The following is a 21,433-nucleotide window of genomic DNA, read 5'->3' as shown; positions in this document are numbered from 1 at the left end:
TTGGATAATATATCTTATAAAGATATTTAACAATTCAGCATAGAAATAGACTTAAGTCTCTCGGATCATTAGTACTGGTAAGCTTCATACATTGCTGTACTTCCACACCCAGCCTATCAACGTCGTAGTCTCCAACGTTCCTTACTGATTTACATCAGAGAGATCTAATCTTGAAGGAGGCTTCCCGCTTAGATGCTTTCAGCGGTTATCCCTTCCGAACGTAGCTACCCGGCAATGCTTCTGGCGAAACAACCGGAACACCAGTGGTTCGTTCACTCCGGTCCTCTCGTACTAGGAGCAACTCTTCTCAAATCTCTAACGCCCACGGCAGATAGGGACCGAACTGTCTCACGACGTTCTGAACCCAGCTCGCGTACCACTTTAAATGGCGAACAGCCATACCCTTGGGACCTGCTTCAGCCCCAGGATGTGATGAGCCGACATCGAGGTGCCAAACTCCTCCGTCGATATGAACTCTTGGGAGGAATCAGCCTGTTATCCCCGGAGTACCTTTTATCCGTTGAGCGATGGCCTTTCCATACAGGACCACCGGATCACTAAGACCTACTTTCGTACCTGCTCGAGCCGTCACTCTCGCAGTCAAGCGCACTTTTGCCTTTATACTCTTGGCACGATTTCCGACCGTACCGAGTGCACCTTCGTACTCCTCCGTTACTCTTTAGGAGGAGACCGCCCCAGTCAAACTACCCACCATACACTGTCCTCGAATTTCTCCTGAGTTAGAACTTCAAATATTCAAGGGTGGTATTTCAAGGACGACTCCACAATCACTAGCGTGACTGCTTCAAAGTCTCCCACCTATCCTACACATAAATATTCAAAGTCCAGTGCAAAGCTGTAGTAAAGGTTCACGGGGTCTTTCCGTCTAACCGCGGGTACACTGCATCTTCACAGCGATTTCAATTTCACTGAGTCTCTGGTGGAGACAGTGTGGCCGTCGTTACGCCATTCGTGCAGGTCGGAACTTACCCGACAAGGAATTTCGCTACCTTAGGACCGTTATAGTTACGGCCGCCGTTTACTGGGGCTTCGATCCAGAGCTTCGCTTGCGCTAACCCCTTCAATTAACCTTCCAGCACCGGGCAGGCGTCACACCCTATACTTCATCTTACGATTTAGCAGAGTGCTGTGTTTTTGATAAACAGTCGCAGCCACCTGGTATCTGCAACCCCCAACAGCTCAGAGAGCAAGTCTCATCACCATCAAGGGCACACCTTCTTCCAAAGTTACGGTGTCATTTTGCCTAGTTCCTTCACCAGAGTTATCTCATAGCCTTAGTATTCTCTACCTACCCACCAGTGTCGGTTTACAGTACGGTCACTTATACAATATACTTAGAAGCTTTTCCCGGAAGCATGGTATCAATAGCTTTGTCAAACAAGTTTGACTTCGTCTCGTATCTCAGATCAACAAGATGCCGGATTTGCCTAGCACCTCTACCTACATACTTTCCGGACAACCATCCGCCAGGCCTACCTAACCTTCTCCGTCCCTCCTTCGTTTATATAAGCGGCACAGGAATATTAACCTGTTTCCCATCGACTTCACTCTTCAGCTACGCCTTAGGGGCCGGCTTACCCTACGTTGATTAACATTGCGTAGGAAACCTTGGGTTTTCGGCCAATAAGAATCTCACTTATTTTACGTTACTCATGTCAGCATTCGCACTTCTGATACCTCCAGCAAACTTCTCAATTCACCTTCATCGGCTTACAGAACGCTCCCCTACCAATATACTAAATATATTCCGCAACTTCGGTGCATAGCTTAGCCCCGTTAAATCTTACGTGCAGGCCGACTCGACCAGTGAGCTATTACGCTTTCTTTAAAGGGTGGCTGCTTCTAAGCCAACCTCCTGGCTGTCTGGGCCTTCCCACTTCGTTTCCCACTTAGCTATGACTTGGGGACCTTAGTTGGCGGTCTGGGCTGTTTCCCTTTCCACTACGGACCTTAGCACCCGCAGTGTGTCTCCCGTGATTGAACTTCATCGTATTCTGAGTTTGCATCGAGTCAGTAAGGTCGTAAAACCCCATCGTCGAAACAGTGCTTTACCCCAATGAGTTATACACGAGGCACTACCTAAATAGTTTTCGGGGAGAACCAGCTATCTCCGTGCTTGATTAGCCTTTCACTCCGATCCACAGCTCATCCCATACTTTTGCAACAGTATTGGGTTCGGTCCTCCAGTTGGTATTACCCAACCTTCAACCTGGCCATGGATAGATCGCGCCGGTTTCGGGTCTACTCCTAGCAACTATTCGCCCTATTAAGACTCGCTTTCGCTACGGATCCCTTATTCAGTTATCCTCGCTACTAAAAGTAACTCGCTGACCCATTATACAAAAGGTACGCAGTCACATGACTAAATCATGCTCCTACTGCTTGTATGCAAGCGGTTTCAGATTCTATTTCACTCCCTTTATAAGGGTTCTTTTCACCTTTCCCTCACGGTACTAGTTCACTATCGGTCATTCAGGAGTATTTAGCCTTGGAGGATGGTCCCCCCATATTCAGACAAGGTTCCACGTGCCCCGTCCTACTTGTTCATATGCTTAGTTCCACTGTGATTATTTCGTATACGGGACTATCACCCTCTATCGTCAAGCTTCCCAACTTGTTCTACTATAATTACAGCTAAATCATACCAGGCTCTTCCCACTTCGCTCGCCGCTACTATGGGAATCTCAATTGATTTCTTTTCCTAAGGGTACTTAGATGTTTCAGTTCCCCTCGTTCGCTCTACACTCTATGTCGAGTGAGTACCTAACTTGTGTTAGGTGGGTTCCCCCATTCGGAAATCTCCGGATCAAAGTTTATTTACCAACTAACCGAAGCTTATCGCAGATTATCACGTCCTTCATCGCCTCTGAATGCCAAGGCATCCACCGCTTGCACTTATTTTCTTAAGTCTATTTCTATACTAAATTGTTAAATATCTCTATCTTCATGTAAATAAATATGGTGGAGCCAAGCGGGATCGAACCGCTGACCCCCTGCGTGCAAAGCAGGTGCTCTCCCAGCTGAGCTATGGCCCCAAAAACTGGTGGGTCTGAGTAGACTCGAACTACCGACCTCACCCTTATCAGGGGTGCGCTCTAACCAACTGAGCTACAGACCCGTATTTTACTTACACTAAAATATATTATCTACAAACACTATGCTAAATCACTTGAATATGTAATTAGAGCTTATTTCTATTTTTCGTATTTCCGTTAAGGAGGTGATCCAGCCGCAGGTTCCCCTACGGCTACCTTGTTACGACTTCACCCCAGTCATGAATCACTCCGTGGTAAACGCCCATTCGTTAAGCTATCTACTTCTGGAGCAACCCACTCCCATGGTGTGACGGGCGGTGTGTACAAGACCCGGGAACGTATTCACCGCAGTATTCTGACCTGCGATTACTAGCGATTCCGACTTCATGCAGTCGAGTTGCAGACTGCAATCCGGACTAAGAGTACCTTTCTGAGTTTCGCTCCAGCTCGCACCTTCGCAGCCCTCTGTAATACCCATTGTAGCACGTGTGTAGCCCTGGTCGTAAGGGCCATGATGACTTGACGTCGTCCCCACCTTCCTCCGCCTTGTCAGCGGCAGTCTCAATAGAGTACCCAACTTAATGATGGTAACTATCAATAGGGGTTGCGCTCGTTGCGGGACTTAACCCAACATTTCACAACACGAGCTGACGACAGCCGTGCAGCACCTGTCACTGCGTTCCCGAAGGCACCAATCTATCTCTAGAAAGTTCGCAGGATGTCAAGACCAGGTAAGGTTCTTCGCGTTGCATCGAATTAAACCACATGCTCCACCGCTTGTGCGGGTCCCCGTCAATTCCTTTGAGTTTTAGCCTTGCGGCCGTAGTCCCCAGGCGGAGTACTTAACGCGTTAGCTGCGCCACTAGATCCTTTACACCGAATCCAACAGCTAGTACTCATCGTTTACAGCGTGGACTACCAGGGTATCTAATCCTGTTTGATCCCCACGCTTTCGTCCCTCAGTGTCAGTATTGGTCCAGAATGTTGCCTTCGCCATTGGTGTTCCTTCTGATCTCTACGCATTTCACCGCTACACCAGAAATTCCCCATTCCTCTACCATACTCTAGTTTGCCAGTATCAAATGCAGTTCCAAGGTTGAGCCCTGGGCTTTCACATCTGACTTAACAAACCACCTACAGACCCTTTACGCCCAGTAATTCCGATTAACGCTCGGACCCCCCGTATTACCGCGGCTGCTGGCACGGAGTTAGCCGGTCCTTATTCTTTGGGTAACGTCCTTCTTATGAGCTATTAACTCATAAGCTTTCCTCCCCAACTAAAGTGCTTTACAACCCTAGAGCCTTCTTCACACACATGGCATTGCTGGATCAGGCTTTCGCCCATTGTCCAATATTCCCCACTGCTGCCTCCCGTAGGAGTTTGGGCCGTGTCTCAGTCCCAATGTGGCTGATCATCCTCTCAAATCAGCTATGGATCGTAGCCTTGGTAGGCCTTTACCCCACCAACAAGCTAATCCAACGCAGGCTCATCCATCTGCGGCAGCACAAAGGCCACCTTTAATCCGCAGATATTATGCGGTATTAACAGTCGTTTCCAACTGGTATCCCCCACAGATGGGCAGATTCCTACGCGTTACTCACCCGTCCGCCACTCGTCAGCAAGAAGCAAGCTTCTCCTGTTACCGTTCGACTTGCATGTGTTAAGCATGCCACCAGCGTTCAATCTGAGCCAGGATCAAACTCTTCAGTTTAATTCTCAAATTCTGACTCTAACTACTGATACTCAAATTCTTTAACAAAGTGTTTGTATATAATATATCTCTTAAATATCTTAGAAGCCTTAGCTCCCAACCGTTAACATCACTCGTCAGCCGGTGAAGACATATAATACGCATCACTCTCACAAAATGCAACTACTTTCTTCAAAAAAATTAAAGTTTTTTTAACATCTAACCAAATAACTCGTAAATACCACTCAAATTCAGATCTTTATAACCAAATCCCTTGTCCATTCATTAGTTATCAAACTCATAAAAACATATTAAAAATTAGTAAAATATAAGCTGTAAACATATAGCTTAGAGATATTTGCTTATGTACAATGCTTTCTAACTAGATTTAAATCACTTAAGTTAGCAATGATAAATATTAGCAATATAACAGACTCTAATGTTGATACTGTAGTTGGTCAATTAGCTTCTGATGTTACAAATAAAGGTGTAACTTCTTATTCTGCTAAACTTGCTTGTGAGATCAATAATTTTATAGTTGGACATAACATAGAGAACATAAACCTAGTTAGCACACAACTAAAAACAACTAAAATATTATATGATAATAATCTAATATCCAGGCTTGATTACAAAAAATATCAACAATACTGTAAAATTACTAAACTTAAAAACATCATAAATCAATTTATTGAATATTTCTCTATAAACAATAAAGATAATCAGAGCCTAGAACTAGCTATTTTAGACTTAGAAAACTCATGCAAATCAAAACTAATTTTAGAACTTCCTTACGATTACATAAAAAAAATAGATAAACTGCTAAACGTTATCGATAACTCAATACAAAGATCTAGCTCGCTAGATAAATCTACTTTGAACGAGTTTAATAAACTCAAGAACATTCTTGCTAAATATATTGGATACAACCCAGTACTCCAAAAACAAGAACTCACGATAAATATAAAGCCTATTAATCAAGGCTTTGAAATAGAGGATATTAACTTTGTATCTACAAACAATAAACAATACTTCAAACAGAACTCTCTAACAATTAAGAACTCGCATATTAAAAATTTAGAAATATGTGAAAATATTTATGGAATTAGTGGGGAATTAACTTTTAATTTGGCATATACAAACAATCACAAAGACTTTGATTTTTTACTGACTCCAAATCAACCTATACTGATAGATATCCAAATAAATGATGATTTTAATTTTTATAAGAAAGATTCTAAAAAAGAACATCACACACGATCAACTCGTTTTGTAGCTATTGGATCTACTACAAACTATCTAGATACTGAAGAAAAATTCGAATATAGCATATACTCTTATACTGAAAGTGTTTCATCTGGTTTAAAAGAATTTAAAATAAAATTCCATGACCCTCTCAAAGCACTTTGGATGGAACACAAACCATCTTATATTGACATCAATAAAAGTTTGGACGACATTCTTAAAGATAATTTTTTCTTTGACAGTTTATTTTCTTTAGACACGAATAAAAGCAATAACCTAAAAACTCGAATACCTCAAACATTTATTTCAACTATAAATAGAAGCTTCTATGATTTTTTTATTGAGCAACTCCAACAAAATAAAAGCTACCTAAAATATTTCTGCAACAAGAAAAATGGTAAAGTGACCTACTATATCTTTGATAAAGTAGACAGCTCCCTACAAAGCAATATTGCAAACTCTGATGATAACTTGAAGGATAAATTATCTCCCTATGATATAAGTTGCCTAAAAAAACAACATCTAACATCTAACGAACCAAACCTCTACGTTAAAGAAAATGATATTTCTCCAGATGTAACTATCAGCAATAAGAGAAAAGAAGAGCGAAAAAATTCTAAAGGCACAATAAAACCTTTTTCATCGATATATAAAGATAATCTTAGTACTATCGAATATTTGCAGAATCAGGATGATGAAAAAAAAGAGATTGTGACTTCGGAATTCGAAATACTTTTAACCTCGAGAAATATTCTTCCCTTTATAGATAGTGAGATCACTCTATCCAAACTAGAAAATGATAAAGATTACCTACTAGGAGCAACAAATATAAAAAATTTATTCATATATGAAAGAGAGTTATCATTCACTAGAAGTAAATATAGCACTCAACAACTCTATAAAAACATAAATAAGCTTCACTACAAGAGCACCTCTGAGGCTGATGTATATGAGAAAATAGCCTTCACAAAAACCCTTAATCTAACACACAATAATTTAGTAACCTACAAAATAAAAGACTATAACAACCTAGCTCCTGAATATCCTAAATACAAGTCTTTTCATAATTTCTATATAAATGGCAGAGTGACTATCGGAGAAAATGTTAATAACGATTCGAAAAAAGCATATAAATTCTTTAAAAACTATAAACCTGAAGAGAGCTCATTTGCTGAGTTTCAAGGAAATGGTGAAAAAGGCACTTCTGCTATACAAAATAGTAAAGCCAGTATTTTTTATGCAATAGAAGTTATCAAGGAATTACTACCAGATAAATCTTCTGAAAAACCAATTATATACCTACCAATGAAGGTAAATATAAATTCTGCTAATAACCAATTCATGCCTCTTAGAAATGATGATATTATTTTAGTTGAGGCTCAATCATTCACAGACGGCGAAATAGTTGAGTTAATTTCTAACTCAGCAATATCAACAGAAAAGGCACAGCAACAGTTATTACAAAGACAACTTCTTGGTGCTAAGGAAAACTGTGAAATGGCATATACACAGACAAGCGATGGTGAGACATTCTCATTAACTCAACTTAACGAAGCTAGTGAGAATTCTTTTTTAATAAACGATAAAAAAGGAATTTTTCTTAGATACAAATCAAAAGGGAATTAAAATATGACTTTTATAAAAAATCATCAAATATTACTAATTTCTCTGATAATAGTAGTAATCATTCTATCCGTTGTTAGCATTTTCCTTATAAGGAAGTGGCTAAAAACATCAAAAACCTCCAGTAAAAAGCCTATTGCAAATATTATAAAACGTGCAAAATCGGTTATTAGAACAAATAAAATAAAGAATAGCTTAGCTGAGCTGTATATATTCTATGGAGACTATTCTGCTGCAAAAGACCACATAAAAAAGCTAAAACCTAACGTCCAAATCATTGATAACAATGAACTGCCTCTAATAGCTATCGATAAAATCAATACTTCATTAGTATTTGGAACCGAAGACCTTTCAGACTTGTGTAAATTAAGAAGAAAATTAAATCTACAGTTTTATAAACTCAATTTCTGCTTTGATATTTCTAACCCTCACTTTCAGGAGGACAATAGTATAAGTGAGGTTTATAAACAACTTACAAAGCTAAGATTAAAAAATTTTATAATATCATTCTACAGTTCATCTGAACATAGTCAAAGCTATAACAATGCTATTGGTAAGAAATCTATAGTCAAACTAAGCTCAAATGAAGGCCTAAATAACAAAATTGATGAAGCAATACTGTCAAAAATCCTTAGCCATAAAGATAGTATTGGAGATAAATACAATAATACAATAATATTAAACCAAATAAGAAAATCACTAAAAAATATATCTCCTCAATTAAAATCTATTGATAAGGAAATATTTCTTAATTTTGGCTTAAACATTCCGGATAATATAATAGCGAGAAGAGATACCATATTTTTTAGCAGTTCCCCTAGAGGTATCATCATAAACTTAATCTCTCTATTGTTTAGCTTCATATTTATTATTAATATTTTTCAAGAGATTGGACTAAAAGAGAAAGCTTCCATCAAAAATTTAGATCCGTCATCTGAAACTAACTCTCACCAAGTGTTAAAAGAAGCTAGAAAGAAAATTGATGACACCATCCTTTTGGATATTCTATACCCAAAATCAGTAAAATATCACTTCATTTATGAACAATATGCTAATACGTTGCTAAAGAGTGTAATTTTACCGAAATACAATGATTCATATGACTTATCATTGGTCACATCATTTCTAATATTTTTCGAATATTTAGACAACAAAGACATAAATCAAAAGACTGATGCTATGCTTAAAATAATAAGTAGTTTTACAAATCTTTCTGAAAAACAACTAGAAATTGTGATCAAGTATACAAATCAAAACTTAAAAACTGAAACTATTAAAGCAGTTACTAATAGAGCTAATAAATTATATACTAATCGATTACTAGTTATTGGAGAAGACTCTGAAAGCTATTTAAGCACACAAGGCTTCAATGCTGAATACTTAGGAATATCAAATACTAAAAGAGCAAAAATCATTAATGATATATATATAAAATACTTGTACAGATGTACTATCGACAACTCAATTCTAGATTTAAAAAACAATTATATAATACCGATTGAGGTAAATAATATTTTCTCAACCTATCAAGAGCAATTTGATACTTCATCAAAGAAACTATGTAATTCATCATACATAAATTCAATAACAAAAAGTGTTTCTTTGATATTTAACCAAGAGGAGAACGAGAGGAAGTTTGAAAGCTTTAGTGACATGCTCGATCATATTTACTATTTAGTGAAATCTTTAGAGAAAAATGCTAATGATGTTACAGATGAGGGTAAAGAGCAAACTGGTTCTATAACTACGTCTTTAGTAAACTATGTTCTCAATAGTGTCGTCAACTCAACATATAATAAAGACGAACTTCCATTAATCAACCCTGTAAGTAAGAAGCTATATATGGAATTTGCACCTAATTTCTATAGTAAAAAAATATTGATATCTCCAATATATTCAAAAGAATATATTAAAGACAACATAGAGCCTATAAATAAAAAATTTAATAGACTTCTTAATAATCTTAAGGATAACTTCAATATAGAGCCTGACTTTATGATTGCTATCTACAAAAGTTCCATAAATAACTATAACTCAAGATATATAGAGTCTTACAACAGAATGATTGATAAGCTTAATAGTGACTCTGATTTCAGTAAAAATATCTCTAATAAAAATGCTTTAAATCTTTATCTACTGGCTATGTCATCAAAAGATTCCTCTTTCAATAATTTGATAGAATTCTATAACACAAATACCGATTTGGTATCTGATGAATCTAGAGTAAACCCTACTAAAAAGATTAATAAGCTTCAACAATTCTATGGAAAAATAACTAAGCTAGGTAAACAAGATAATAAAGATCAAGACATATCATTATGGGCTCCGATAGATAGCCACTTCCACGAAAATGATGAGTATCTAAAATCAAAAAGCTATGTTGAATATAGAGAGATATTCAAAAAATTGAATAATTTAATAAGAGAGCATGGTTACTCAGATACTTATAAGGAAATTAAGCAAGGATATAAACCTCTACAAAAAGTTTACTCCGGACTTTCTGAAATAAATAATCCAAACAATAACAACCTATATAAATTACTTAAAAAACATCTAGATATAGCTATTGAAGCGATAAAAACTATAGCTATAAAAGATGCTATAACTAAACTTGATAATACTGTTAATATTGAATATGAATTCATAACTGATCAATTCCCATTCAATAAAAATAGTAATACTTTTGCCACAAATGAAGCAATAACAAAAGATTTTGATAGCAACGGTTATATATACTCAACATTTATAGAGCAACTATCGCCACTATTATCTTATAATAAAACTAACGATAAATGGTATAGTAACGATTTCTCAACTTCTGAGCAGGTAGATTACTTAAATAAGTTTAACAAAGTATACTTATTGAACAAACTATTATGGGATGACAAAAGAAATCCTCAAGCTATCAAATTTGAGATAACTCCCATACCAAATGAAGATAATGACTATACCTTCTTCAGTATAATTCTCGATAAGCAAAACTATGTAAACTCTCTGAATATAGCATACTCAAATAGTATGGAAATTAGTTACAATTGGAACTCACTTGAATCAACAACCATAACTATAAAATTTGAAGACGGTAGTACAGACCAAATAAGTTACCACGGTAAATGGTCGATACTAAAAGCTATTAAAGATGCTAACTGTGATCAAAATAATATTTGCACTTGGGAAGTTAAACATAATGGTAAAACATACCCTGTAAGCTTTAAAGTCGAATCAAAATTTTTACAAGTATTAGGTTGGCAGAAACAAGGAGATACTAATGTACAATAACTTATTTAAAAAAGCTTTTTTAATATTAATTATAGCTCTAGGACTTAGTAGTTGTGCAAATGATGGTTTGTATATCAAAAACAATGTCCCTAAAACAAAAGTCGTATTAGAGTCTAAACCTGATAAAAATACCTTTTACTCTGACAACTATCAGTCCATCTCTCAAAGAATATATAATGATAACGTAAAAGTATTAAACCTAAAAACTGGAGAAAATGAAATTCCGTTAAATAAAGATAGTAAAGATTATGCTCTATACTTCATATTGCCGGATAATAACAATATTGAAAATTGGAAGTATATTATTAGCTCTGATTCAGTAAATGAATTTACTATCAAAAATGATAGTAATATAGAAAAAGATTAAGGGAGATAACTCTTATGTCAAAAGCAGATCATATTTTTAATTTAGAAGAACAGGGTTTACTCATAGACATAAAAGATGAGTCAAAAGGCTGTACTACTAAATTAGAATCCTCAGGAAAAATCTCTCATAACGCAACTGAATCAATTGAATCAACTGCTGACAAGCAAATAATCGACAATGTAAAAGACTCAAAAATTTCAATAACGGAAAAAGAAATATTATTAGCTACGAAAAAATCAAGCATCATGCTTAATGATAGCAAAATTGTGCTAAAAATAGGCAATTCGACTATTGTGCTTGATGACTCGAGTATTTCTATAGAGTCAGGAACAATTAATGTAAAAAGCTCTGCAAACACAAATATTCAAGCTGCACAGGACATCGGCATAAAAGGCTTAAATAATAGTATAAAAGCTGATGTAAGCCTTAATGCAGAAGGTGTAAATGTCAATATCAAAGGAAGTGCTACAGCAAGTATAAAAGGTTCTGCAGCAACAATGGTTGGTTAATGTTTATGGATAGTATTGCTGATAAAGCGCTTAAGCGTTTATTTGAAAATATCAACTTCTACTATGACCAAGAAAGGTCTTTTAGAGTAGACAAGCTTGACAAATGTATCAGCGATATCATTAAACTTGAAAATAAAAAATATTATAAGAAATTTGATATATATAATATTAGGTATCTTATTGAAGATATAAAATATTCAGTAAATCTCAACTTATCTGATATGTCTAAGAGGCTTTATAATCAGATATTAAAAGTTATCGACAATATTTTAGACTCTACTGATACTGAACTTTTTGTTGGCTACTTGAAAGATTTAAGAAAGTTAGTTGATAACTATAAGTTAGTAATTGACAAAGATATAGCTGATAGAAAAAAAATCATAACAAGTAGTAATGATGAATTGGGTACTATTTTTTTAGATGTTACAAAAGATACTAATATAGAAGTTAGTACTGATAAGCTTACACAGTTATATACTAAAACCCTAAAAAAACCTGACTCAGATAAACATATAGTTGAGTACGAGACATATTTTAATACACTGAAAACTTTTGTAAAACAGATACAAAGCACAGATAGCTTTCTTCCATTAAGGAAAAATCCCATTTTAAGCTTGATAAATCTTGCTTATATAATTAAAAATGGGATCTTCAAAGTAGATACCTACTTAGCTAGTGACATCATACTTTTAAAAGCTTATTATTCTGCAAATAGTGATATTACTAAACTAAACATTATTAACGAAAGAATAAATACAGATACTCTAAGCACCTCTTTAACATCTCTACAAGAAACACAGCCTTCTGATGAGTTAAAAAAGATTATAGATTTTATCGACCTACAAATTTTTGGCATATCTCGATACTTTAATGATTTTAATTTAGAAAATATTTTCTTTCATAAGACTCATACAACAAACACGCCTAAACTTGAGTCTTTTGAACAGCTCTTGATAACTTTAAAATGTATCCCAGATACAATATTTGATGATGAAACACTATATAAAAAAGTCCATAAAGAAAGAGAGCTCTATGAAAACCTTTTTACAAATAATAATGACAAGCCTATAGAGAAAATTATAGAACAGTCACCTAATAACTTAATTACAAAAATATCTAATAAGTATTTTCAAGCTTTGCTAGAAATAGCTACTTCTATAAACATCGCCATATCCGATGAAAACCTCGAGGTAATTGGCCCTTTCATCGAGTTCGAAAAGAATTTTAATTTAATAACCTCACAAATATCCAAAAAACATGAGTTTAATCATGAAAGATTTTACAAAGATATAAAGCATCTAAATAAGATATATCCTAGACTAAAGTCTAATTACTCATTATTAAAAGATATTGAACAACAATTAATTAAAAATAAAAATGGTATAAGTAGACTTAACTGTTTTTTTAGCAAAAAAAAGTTTTTAACATATAGAGAAATTAGAGTATCTAATCCTAGCAACAAGGGAATTAATATTGATAAATATTTAACAAAAATAAATAAAAATATTTCTAATGCCAATTATGAAAATGCTTCTGAGAAAGCTAAAGAACTTACTTTATTCCTTTTAAATCAAGCATGCTACAAGTGCCCTTCTCTTATAGGTATATATAATTTACCACCTTTTTCCAATGATTATTTCCTAACACTTAAAGAAATTACAGACGATCCAATTATTAATGATCTAAAAAGCAAGCAAGATGCTTATTGGAGGATATAATGCTAGACATAATAAACGACTCATTAAAACGACTAGAAACCGCACCTAACAATGATGATAGTATTAGTAATGCAATATCCAATCTGATATCTGAGCTTAACAATATTAAGACTTTGTTAAGCCCTACAAATCTCAACCTTTCAGGCAGTGCCTCGACATTAACTCCCTCTATGACTGCTCAAATCAAATGTTCATTCAGTCTCGCTCCAGGAGTCTATTTAAGTACAAGAATAAAAACACTTGCAGGAAATCTACCAGCATCTAATATTACTGACTCTAAGCTAGGCGCTAATATACTACCTTTTGCAGGGTGTACAAACCCAGCCAATCCGACAATGAACCCTTTCGTTTTTCCTTGGGTATGTATACCGAACCTTACACCATTTATACCAACGAACCCAACCACACTATTAGAAGGTGCCCCAATAAATACTATGAATAACAAAGCAATATGTACATTTGCTGCTGGAGGTATGGTGAACTTCATAAGTAGTGGGCAGATTAATGCAAAAACATCTTAAAGGACTATTGGCATGAATGAAATAAAAGATAACCTAAGCACAAATGATGCAGCCATCCTAAAAAAAACTTTTGACAAATTAAGTAGTGATATTAAAAATGATTTTGATAAAAGAATCTCTGAGTATAGTAGTAGTCTTTTATTCAAGTATTATAGTAGTTTATATTATTTTCTTCCTAAATCATGTTTATTAGAAATAAAAGACAAAGGTCATAATGGCTACTATATTCGTCCTCAAGAGTATTTTTTTATTGAGGACAAAAGGACTAATAAATCCTTAACATATACAACAAGATCAGAAAGTCTTATCTTACCTGTAAAGAATGTAGCAACCATAAAAAAAAGTGACACTCTAATAAATATATCATTAGATTTTGAAAATAATTTTGAATATGATTATCTTACTATATGGCTTGATCCAAGACTATGTGAAGAAGATCCTTTTTTTGCCACATCTATTTTCAATCAAATACTAGCAGATAGTGGTTCCGCAAAAATTAGATTTTTAGACTACTCATACTCAACCAAGGAAATAATAGTAGAACCTGTTAACCTACAACTTAAACCAACTGAAAAACTGATTTTGAATATTCATAACCCTAGTCTGATGTATGGGTTTAATATACGAATCAAAGATTTGTTTAAATATAAATACAATAATTTACAAAAAATAGACTTCTACTTTAATCTAAAAATAGACAACTACAGCGAAGAAAGACTATCTTCATTATTTAGAGTCAATTTGGTACCAATATTTAATAGCTTCGATGATTATTCAAGCGCCACATTTACCTCTATGAGTCTATCAAATAGTAAACTAAAACATCATCAAATAGATGATGCTCAAGCAATAGAGGTTTTATCAGTGTATGAAAACAATACTCCTTGTTCATTTGATGGCTTTGTCTTTTCTGGTCAAAATGAATACTATCTTAATAGAAACTCTCAATCACTAAACTACAATGTTGTCTTCCCTGAACTTGATAACAAAATATTAGAGACAAAAATACACACATACACAACATGGACACAAATAGTAGAGATATCTGATCTTATAGAGATTAACTCAAATGCAATAGCTTCTATAAATTCAAGTATTTCTCCAGTCTTTATAAATAGAGGATTAAATAACTATAACAATAACTCTAGAGATATGTTTAATATGGTTGATATGATTATATCTAAGAATATGTATTCAAAAACAACATTTATAGCTATAGCAAAGCTTTTAAAGACTGATGATAATAATATATCATTATTATCAAGCTTATTAGATAAAGTGGAAATTGATTCTGTTACTAATGAACTAATGCTAACCACTAGCGATAGGTACAATGAGAAATATAAATATTTCTTAGATTTTTTTGTAGGTATTATATGTAAATTCATAAACCAAAACACCTTCAGTTTTATTAAAAAAATTGTTTTAAATAACTCTTGAGAAAGGATATAAAAATGGCAGATTTTGTAGAAGTAGAGATCATTCTAGAGATTATTAAAAGTACAAAGGAAATTGTTAAAGCAGATCACATTGATAATGAGCAAATTGCATACTATCGTAATAACATCAGAAAAAGTATATTTTTTCTTCAAGAAGAATTATTAGAAAAATATAGTGAAACTATATGTAAATACATAACATTTCCATTAATTGCATATGTTGATGAAAAACTAATGATTCTAAAAGAAGAAGCAGGAAGTAATATTTCTTGGGGACTGCTACAACTTGAATACTATGATAGAAAAGATGGTGGTGAATATGTTTTTGAAATAATTGATAATTTATTATCAGACAATATCTATCCTCAATTATGCTATCAAACAATATCTCTAATTCTTAATAATGATTTCTATGGTAAATATTATGAAAACATTTATAATCATAATTTCCTTGCTTACAAAAAAGAAGTTGATAAATATATAGATAAATCTGCAATTGATTCAGTTAGCTTTATTGATACTTCTAATAGTACCCCTCCTCCAAAGAGATATCGTAAAATTGCAAAAATCTTATTAAGATTTGGAGTCCCTCTTGGATTATTCCTTATAAGTTTATTGATTTTTATGATTTGGTAATTTAGGGAGATTAGCATGAGTAGACTAATATCAGCACTGAACAATATAGAGTTAGAAACTCAAGATAAGATAAATCTTATTAATAGCATGCGAACTCACTCAATATATGAAAATGCCGAATATGATACATTTATCCAGAAAATAATCGATAATTCTAATGATACTAAAAGTATAGATGTATATAGCTTATTTCTTTGCTTAAATTCAGAAATATGCTTGAACTTAGATCAAATCGGCGCAACCCCCGAAATCATTGAAGATTACTTGTCTTTTATAGAAAAAAACTTTTCAACTATTAGTCCTTTAGATTCTAAACAGAAAAGTGAGCTTGCTGAAAAAGGTATTAACAAATTTTTAGCAGTAGTTGATATCAATTTTGCTGAAATTAAAAATCTAGAGCCTCAATCATCCACTACTATTGAAAACATAGTTAATTTAATTAATAAATTTACTGTATTTTTCGATGAAAATAATCTAAGTTATAATTCTGATCTAAAGGTACAACTAGATAAAACATTAAACAAAATAAAAAAATCAATAGCTACACAAGAGCAACAAAATCAAAGTGTAGAACAAGAACCTCATAAGGATGTAAAACAGTCCGTAACAAAAAGTGAAGAGTTGATATCAGTCACTGAAAAGAATTTACAAGGTTCAGATAAGTGGCAATCTCTTGTTGAAAAGATAGAAATTCTAAAAAGTCTAGTTGATGATGAGAGAATATTTGAAACATCCATAGTCTATGATGATATTCAGAATCTACTAGCAAATTTTGATCCTAAAGAATATTTCCCTGAAGTTTTTTTCCCTTTATATAAAAAGATTGCACCAATAATAGGTGATATACATAAAAATATAGATTATTACTCTTCGAGTATTCAATGGAGTGTAGCAAAAAAAATGTATGAAATCGATTATAGCCAGTTTTTGGATGACCTTGAGAAAATGCCTGAAAACAACTTTATCAATAGTACATCTTCTTCAATAGCTAAAGAACACTTCTATGAAACAAACTCTGAAGCAAAGAAAGAGTATCGTGAAAAAAATAAAGTATTAGAAGATAGTGATGCTCATAAGCCCAATATAAACACAAAGCCCAAAAATCAAGAAGTTAATAATACCCATCAAGATACTTTAAACCAAAATAATACAAGAGATGATGTCGATAATATTAGTGGTGATGATTTAAATAAATTATTCGACTTTTAAAGTATAAATAGTTATGAATATAGATAAATTGAATAAAATATCTCATAAACTCTCTTTAAATCATCTTCTTAGGATTTTTTCTGTTTATAATATTCCTCCCCAGAAGATGAGATTTGAACCAGTCTTAATAGATAGCACATTATCAGCCACTATCCTAAGAATATCAAAGAAAAATGAGCGTATATATATAGATATAAATGTTTTTAAACTTAAGCCTTTTGCAGAACTAGAAACAAAATACCAAAAATATATTCGTAGTAATAATGATTTAGCAATTGAAGTATTAGAGTACGGTATTAGATCTCTATTATACAGATATATAATTAGAACTAAGGAATTATATAGACTGACTCAAGATAATGCTTATATTAAAGCAGCTCCCAGATTTACTATTGATAATACAATTAATGCTCTATATAAAGCTCTTAGTGAAGATTACTGCACTATTATTAACTATGAAAAGGAGTTAATTAAAATTAAAAGACCTCCTTCCTTAGTAGGTCAAAAAAATATAGGCAATATATATCTAGGTGGATACATTCCTTCTTTTATTTATTTGATTAAAGTAAACATAATAGTTATAAACAAGAATAATAACGATATAAAGAGAATAAAAAATAAAGTCAAAGTAATCAAAAAGAGTATCAAGAACAATTCGATAAGAATAAAACTAAACATAACGATAGAAAATAATAAACCAAATAATAAATATGCTGGTTACACATATTTATAGTTAAAGAGTTCTTAGGTAAAAGCTATGAAGAAATCAAAGTTTTCGCTACCATCAAAAGCGGTAAAAACAGCACTACTATCTGCGAGTATAAAATCCCACTCTGAACCTTTTTGAATTTCATATATTGCATCAATATTATCAACTCTTGTTGTAAAATTCATCATCGAGTTCTCAACTTCAACCAGCTTAATTCCAGAAAGAGACAGAGTAACAACATTTTTATTCCTACTAATGCTCGTGATTCGTAAGACTTTTTTATTTTCAAACTTCACATTAGCTGGAGCAGTCGCTTTCCTTTTTATAAAAATATAATACCTAGAGGCTACAAAGAACTCTTCCGGGAAATTCTCACATATATATTTTCTTCCATGCAAATCAAATTTAATAAAGTTATTAATTTTTCTATACTCACAAAGACTAAGTAGCCTATCAGCAAGTGAATCAAGCTTTCTCAAAGGCTTATAAAAATCAAATTCAATACTATCAATTTCCTCAACTTTATCTAAGTTAAGTTGAATTAGACTATAAATATCATGCACCAAATCAAATATTTGTTTCGGAGAGCTATTCAATCTATTTGATTCTGCAAATTTAAGCTCTCTCTCTAACTTATTAATTAGAAATACCAATATAATAGCTGCATAAGATCTAGAGGTCGAGAAGACAAAACGGTTAAAAGACTTTAACTCAGAAACGAGCCTATTAAGCTTTACAAAAATATCCTGCATCGAGTAATGATTGAGAGTTAATACTGGAAAGTCGTAAATATCCGATACTAATCGACCTCTGTCTAACTTAAATAATGCAATTTGTGTACTATATTTAGAGCTATAATCATGTTCTAACGAAAGAGATAGTTGATTATAGATATACTTCGTACCATCTTTTTCAACCACCCTTTCTTTAATATCTAAAAATATTGGAATATCACCAACTAATTCATCTGTTGTTACTTGTAAGGATAAAGGGTAAGACCTATCATAAGAAACAAATATCTTTTCATCTAAATAGAGTTCAAGATCTTTTATGAGAATAAGCCCAGTATGCAAACTTTCAATATCTAAATTAAAGCTAATAATCCCTTTATGAAGATTCATCGGCAAGTAGTTTGCAACTCTTGACCTCTCTAAAACAGATAAGTTTGACTGATCTAAAATATCTCTATCTAACCTTACTCCATCTTCCCAGTATACCCTTTCAAGAAACATTAATGATATCACTCCTATTTACTAAGCAGCTGCTATATATCCTATTTTAGCAACACCTTTATCTGTACTTGCAGCACCACATACAGGCAAGCTACCTTGCGAAGTTGTTAGACCTTCAATAGTTATTATATGATATCTCATGCCATCTTTAGAAACACCCATCAACTCTGTCGGTTCTATACTTATAGAAAACGCCTTAGCACTTATAGGATAGAGCTCCAAGCTAGATAGATCAATCATAATACCCCATGCTTCATCTGTCTTGTACTCTTGCTTTTTATTGGAATTACCTAGCTTGATTTTCATATCTGTAGCACTTGCTTGTAAAATACTAGAAACTTTCTCTTCAAGCTTAGTTCTAACACTTGACTTAATCAAGGCGCCAAGTGTAATACTGATTGTTGGATTTATAGACCCCGGTGTTATTGACAAACGTATCACACTAGCTGCAGCTGTCGCAGAATCTGCTTTTGTAACATCATCGCCACCTTCAATAGCAACAATGTTCTTATCAAGATTCTCTCCAGCTATGGTCAAAGAGTCAATAAACAATCTACGGTTAGGATGAGAACCAATACATGCTGTAGGATCAGTTCTCACATAAATAGTTTCTCCACTTGTTACCTGCTGTCTTGTTATCATCTCACTCATAATCATTCTCCTTATTTTTAATTATTATTCGCACCAAATAATTCTGGTTCAAGTCTAGTATCAATAGTCATTGTAGTATCCATGCCTTCAAATTGAATATGTGGAATCACATTTATTTTGCATGAATACCAACCTGGTTTACCCGGTATGGTTTTAACTTCTATAGATACATTTCTAAAAGGATATCTTGCCATCTCTAGAGGCGTTGGCTGGTATACTGTAGTAACATACTCTGATATCCAATCTGAAAGAATATTTTGAATTTGCTCCGCTCCTACTACGCTTCCAATTTTATCTCTAATTACACATTTGATATAGTGAGATATTCTAGATATACACATAGTATATGAAAGATTAGCAATCAATCTTGAGTTGGCCGAATCAAAATCATCAACAAATTCTTCTACTTTTTTAGCCGAATTTACACTAAAAAAGCATGCATTACTCGTACCTTTTTCACTTACAAAAGGTATTAAGCCAATATTTGCCAATGATAGCTCCATATAGTCAGCAAATAACACGTTTAAAGGAGGTTTTGTTTCTAAAACCCCTTTATTATCGTAGACACAAGATACTAGGTTTCTTACATAGCCACCACTTTCGACCCCTCTTATATACTGGAACCATCTAGTTTTATCGTACGATCTCATCATATTTTTAACTAAGTGAATAGAAGAAGGTCCCCACAGATAACTATTATTATCTGAATAATCCACGAACTCATTAAAACCTTCCATGAGTTTATATTGAACTGGATTATTTTCAGGATTATATGGCTGACGTAGCATAAAGTCTCCGACAGTCAGTCCTATATATGCAGCAACATCAAGATTTCTAAAATCATTCCACTCTTTATATCTTGGATGCTCTAATAAAGCTTCAAAACTTTTAATATGCGTTATTTCTGAAAGATCTTTTACACCAAAAAATGATTTATCAATCGATGCTACAAAAGGTGCATGAGAGTTTTTTGCAACCATACCCATTCCAGTTAGCCAGATTATATCATTTGTAGTATTTTCAAAATTATATAAGCCTAGTATTGCACCATATGGTTCTCCACCATATTGATCAAACTCTGCAACATATACTTTTTTAAAGAAATCACTGCTAGATATATCATATAAATTTCTCTCAAAATCATACTGCAGCTCTTCTTTCTTAACATCTATTACACTTACCTCTACATTATCATGATCGTCTTGGCAAACCTCTTGTACTTTCAACCACTCCTGTTCAAGAGTTCTAAACTCATCATTAGATATTATAGAGTTAACTTGTAAATCAATAAGCTTATCAATAACTGTAATAACTTTTTGGATATACTTTTGATTATAATTATTAATGGCATCGTTATTTGCTAACACTAGAGATAACGCCATAAGGTTTCTAGCATTGTAGTCTGTAGATAACGATAAAACTTTAGACGCATCATCTGAAACATCAAAGTCTATATTTTTAAGTACACTATCAACCTCTGCTGATCCACCAAAGTTGTTCAAAAGCTCATCTGTAAGACTTAATTTATTTTCTGACATCAAAAAAATC

The 21,433-nt window shown here is 33.4% G+C and carries 13 protein-coding genes, 2 tRNA genes and 2 rRNA genes; 10 read left to right on the top strand and 7 right to left on the bottom strand.

Annotated elements, in window-relative coordinates; genetic code table 11:
- Positions 1 to 47: 47 nt before the first annotated feature.
- The 4 genes from F0R75_RS01905 to F0R75_RS01890 form a co-directional block, all read right to left on the bottom strand.
- A 23S ribosomal RNA gene (locus F0R75_RS01905) occupies positions 48 to 2,930 on the bottom strand.
- A 50-nt stretch (positions 2,931 to 2,980) separates the two neighbouring features.
- Positions 2,981 to 3,056 (bottom strand) — tRNA-Ala (locus F0R75_RS01900).
- A 6-nt stretch (positions 3,057 to 3,062) separates the two neighbouring features.
- Positions 3,063 to 3,139 (bottom strand) — tRNA-Ile (locus tag F0R75_RS01895).
- 95 nt (positions 3,140 to 3,234) lie between these two features.
- A 16S ribosomal RNA gene (locus F0R75_RS01890) occupies positions 3,235 to 4,768 on the bottom strand.
- The 16S and 23S rRNA genes sit together here with 2 tRNA genes alongside, the layout of an rRNA operon.
- A 387-nt stretch (positions 4,769 to 5,155) precedes the next feature.
- Here F0R75_RS01890 and F0R75_RS01885 point away from each other — a divergent pair.
- The 10 genes from F0R75_RS01885 to iglJ are packed head-to-tail and all read left to right on the top strand — an operon-like array spanning position 5,156 to position 18,026.
- On the top strand, positions 5,156 to 7,618 hold the full coding sequence (locus F0R75_RS01885) for a pathogenicity determinant protein PdpA1 (RefSeq protein ID WP_149377182.1): 2,463 nt from the start codon (positions 5,156 to 5,158) through the stop codon (positions 7,616 to 7,618).
- A gap of 3 nt (positions 7,619 to 7,621) precedes the next feature.
- On the top strand, positions 7,622 to 10,894 hold the full coding sequence (locus tag F0R75_RS01880) for a hypothetical protein (protein ID WP_149368542.1): 3,273 nt from the start codon (positions 7,622 to 7,624) through the stop codon (positions 10,892 to 10,894).
- A complete protein-coding gene (gene iglE, locus F0R75_RS01875) occupies positions 10,884 to 11,261 on the top strand; it encodes a type VI secretion system lipoprotein IglE (protein ID WP_149368543.1) in 378 nt (125 codons plus the stop codon). The genes F0R75_RS01880 and iglE overlap by 11 nt, the downstream gene beginning before the upstream one ends.
- A gap of 14 nt (positions 11,262 to 11,275) precedes the next feature.
- Positions 11,276 to 11,770: a type VI secretion system tip protein TssI/VgrG gene (gene tssI, locus F0R75_RS01870; protein ID WP_149368544.1), complete on the top strand. Its 495-nt coding sequence runs from the start codon at positions 11,276 to 11,278 to the stop codon at positions 11,768 to 11,770.
- A 5-nt stretch (positions 11,771 to 11,775) separates the two neighbouring features.
- The gene (locus F0R75_RS01865; protein WP_149368545.1) at positions 11,776 to 13,488 is read left to right on the top strand and encodes a hypothetical protein; all 1,713 of its coding nucleotides are present in this window, start codon (positions 11,776 to 11,778) and stop codon (positions 13,486 to 13,488) included.
- Complete coding sequence (gene iglG, locus F0R75_RS01860; protein ID WP_041263696.1) at positions 13,488 to 14,009, top strand: type VI secretion system PAAR-like protein IglG; 522 nt, start codon at positions 13,488 to 13,490, stop codon at positions 14,007 to 14,009. Before F0R75_RS01865 ends, iglG begins: the two co-directional genes overlap by 1 nt.
- A 12-nt stretch (positions 14,010 to 14,021) precedes the next feature.
- The gene (iglH, locus tag F0R75_RS01855) at positions 14,022 to 15,449 is read left to right on the top strand and encodes a type VI secretion system baseplate subunit TssF/IglH (RefSeq protein WP_149368546.1); all 1,428 of its coding nucleotides are present in this window, start codon (positions 14,022 to 14,024) and stop codon (positions 15,447 to 15,449) included.
- Between the two features lie 14 nt (positions 15,450 to 15,463).
- Positions 15,464 to 16,084, top strand: a complete 621-nt coding sequence (locus F0R75_RS01850; protein WP_013922771.1) for a DotU family type IV/VI secretion system protein — start codon at positions 15,464 to 15,466, stop codon at positions 16,082 to 16,084.
- A gap of 15 nt (positions 16,085 to 16,099) precedes the next feature.
- Complete coding sequence (locus tag F0R75_RS01845; RefSeq protein ID WP_149368547.1) at positions 16,100 to 17,293, top strand: type VI secretion system protein IglI family protein; 1,194 nt, start codon at positions 16,100 to 16,102, stop codon at positions 17,291 to 17,293.
- Between the two features lie 13 nt (positions 17,294 to 17,306).
- On the top strand, positions 17,307 to 18,026 hold the full coding sequence (gene iglJ / locus F0R75_RS01840; RefSeq protein WP_149368548.1) for a type VI secretion system baseplate protein IglJ: 720 nt from the start codon (positions 17,307 to 17,309) through the stop codon (positions 18,024 to 18,026).
- An 11-nt stretch (positions 18,027 to 18,037) separates the two neighbouring features.
- On the opposite strand, the gene tssK is transcribed toward iglJ, so the two are convergent.
- The 3 genes from tssK to tssC are packed head-to-tail and all read right to left on the bottom strand — an operon-like array spanning position 18,038 to position 21,423.
- Entirely contained in the window at positions 18,038 to 19,234 is a 1,197-nt protein-coding gene (tssK, locus tag F0R75_RS01835) for a type VI secretion system baseplate subunit TssK (RefSeq protein WP_149368549.1), read from the bottom strand.
- Between the two features lie 21 nt (positions 19,235 to 19,255).
- A complete protein-coding gene (gene iglC / locus F0R75_RS01830) occupies positions 19,256 to 19,885 on the bottom strand; it encodes a type VI secretion system tube protein IglC (RefSeq protein ID WP_179951639.1) in 630 nt (209 codons plus the stop codon).
- A gap of 17 nt (positions 19,886 to 19,902) precedes the next feature.
- Positions 19,903 to 21,423, bottom strand: coding sequence for a type VI secretion system contractile sheath large subunit (gene tssC, locus F0R75_RS01825; protein WP_149377181.1), 1,521 nt, complete (start codon positions 21,421 to 21,423; stop codon positions 19,903 to 19,905).
- Between the last annotated feature and the right edge of the window lie 10 nt (positions 21,424 to 21,433).

The organism is Francisella marina (genome assembly GCF_008369785.1).
GTDB lineage: Bacteria > Pseudomonadota > Gammaproteobacteria > Francisellales > Francisellaceae > Francisella > Francisella salimarina.
The sequence above is the reverse complement of the archived record's forward strand: the minus strand, read 5'-3'. Positions and strand labels throughout refer to the sequence as shown.

What these genes read in the sequence shown, in the direction of transcription:
- F0R75_RS01885 (WP_149377182.1), top strand. Translation starts at nt 5,156, where the DNA reads ATGATAAATATTAGCAATATAACAGACTCTAATGTTGATACTGTAGTT.
- F0R75_RS01880 (WP_149368542.1), top strand. Translation starts at nt 7,622, where the DNA reads ATGACTTTTATAAAAAATCATCAAATATTACTAATTTCTCTGATAATA.
- iglE (WP_149368543.1), top strand. Translation starts at nt 10,884, where the DNA reads ATGTACAATAACTTATTTAAAAAAGCTTTTTTAATATTAATTATAGCT.
- tssI (WP_149368544.1), top strand. Translation starts at nt 11,276, where the DNA reads ATGTCAAAAGCAGATCATATTTTTAATTTAGAAGAACAGGGTTTACTC.
- F0R75_RS01865 (WP_149368545.1), top strand. Translation starts at nt 11,776, where the DNA reads ATGGATAGTATTGCTGATAAAGCGCTTAAGCGTTTATTTGAAAATATC.
- iglG (WP_041263696.1), top strand. Translation starts at nt 13,488, where the DNA reads ATGCTAGACATAATAAACGACTCATTAAAACGACTAGAAACCGCACCT.
- iglH (WP_149368546.1), top strand. Translation starts at nt 14,022, where the DNA reads ATGAATGAAATAAAAGATAACCTAAGCACAAATGATGCAGCCATCCTA.
- F0R75_RS01850 (WP_013922771.1), top strand. Translation starts at nt 15,464, where the DNA reads ATGGCAGATTTTGTAGAAGTAGAGATCATTCTAGAGATTATTAAAAGT.
- F0R75_RS01845 (WP_149368547.1), top strand. Translation starts at nt 16,100, where the DNA reads ATGAGTAGACTAATATCAGCACTGAACAATATAGAGTTAGAAACTCAA.
- iglJ (WP_149368548.1), top strand. Translation starts at nt 17,307, where the DNA reads ATGAATATAGATAAATTGAATAAAATATCTCATAAACTCTCTTTAAAT.
- tssK (WP_149368549.1), bottom strand. Translation starts at nt 19,234, where the DNA reads ATGTTTCTTGAAAGGGTATACTGGGAAGATGGAGTAAGGTTAGATAGA.
- iglC (WP_179951639.1), bottom strand. Translation starts at nt 19,885, where the DNA reads ATGAGTGAGATGATAACAAGACAGCAGGTAACAAGTGGAGAAACTATT.
- tssC (WP_149377181.1), bottom strand. Translation starts at nt 21,423, where the DNA reads ATGTCAGAAAATAAATTAAGTCTTACAGATGAGCTTTTGAACAACTTT.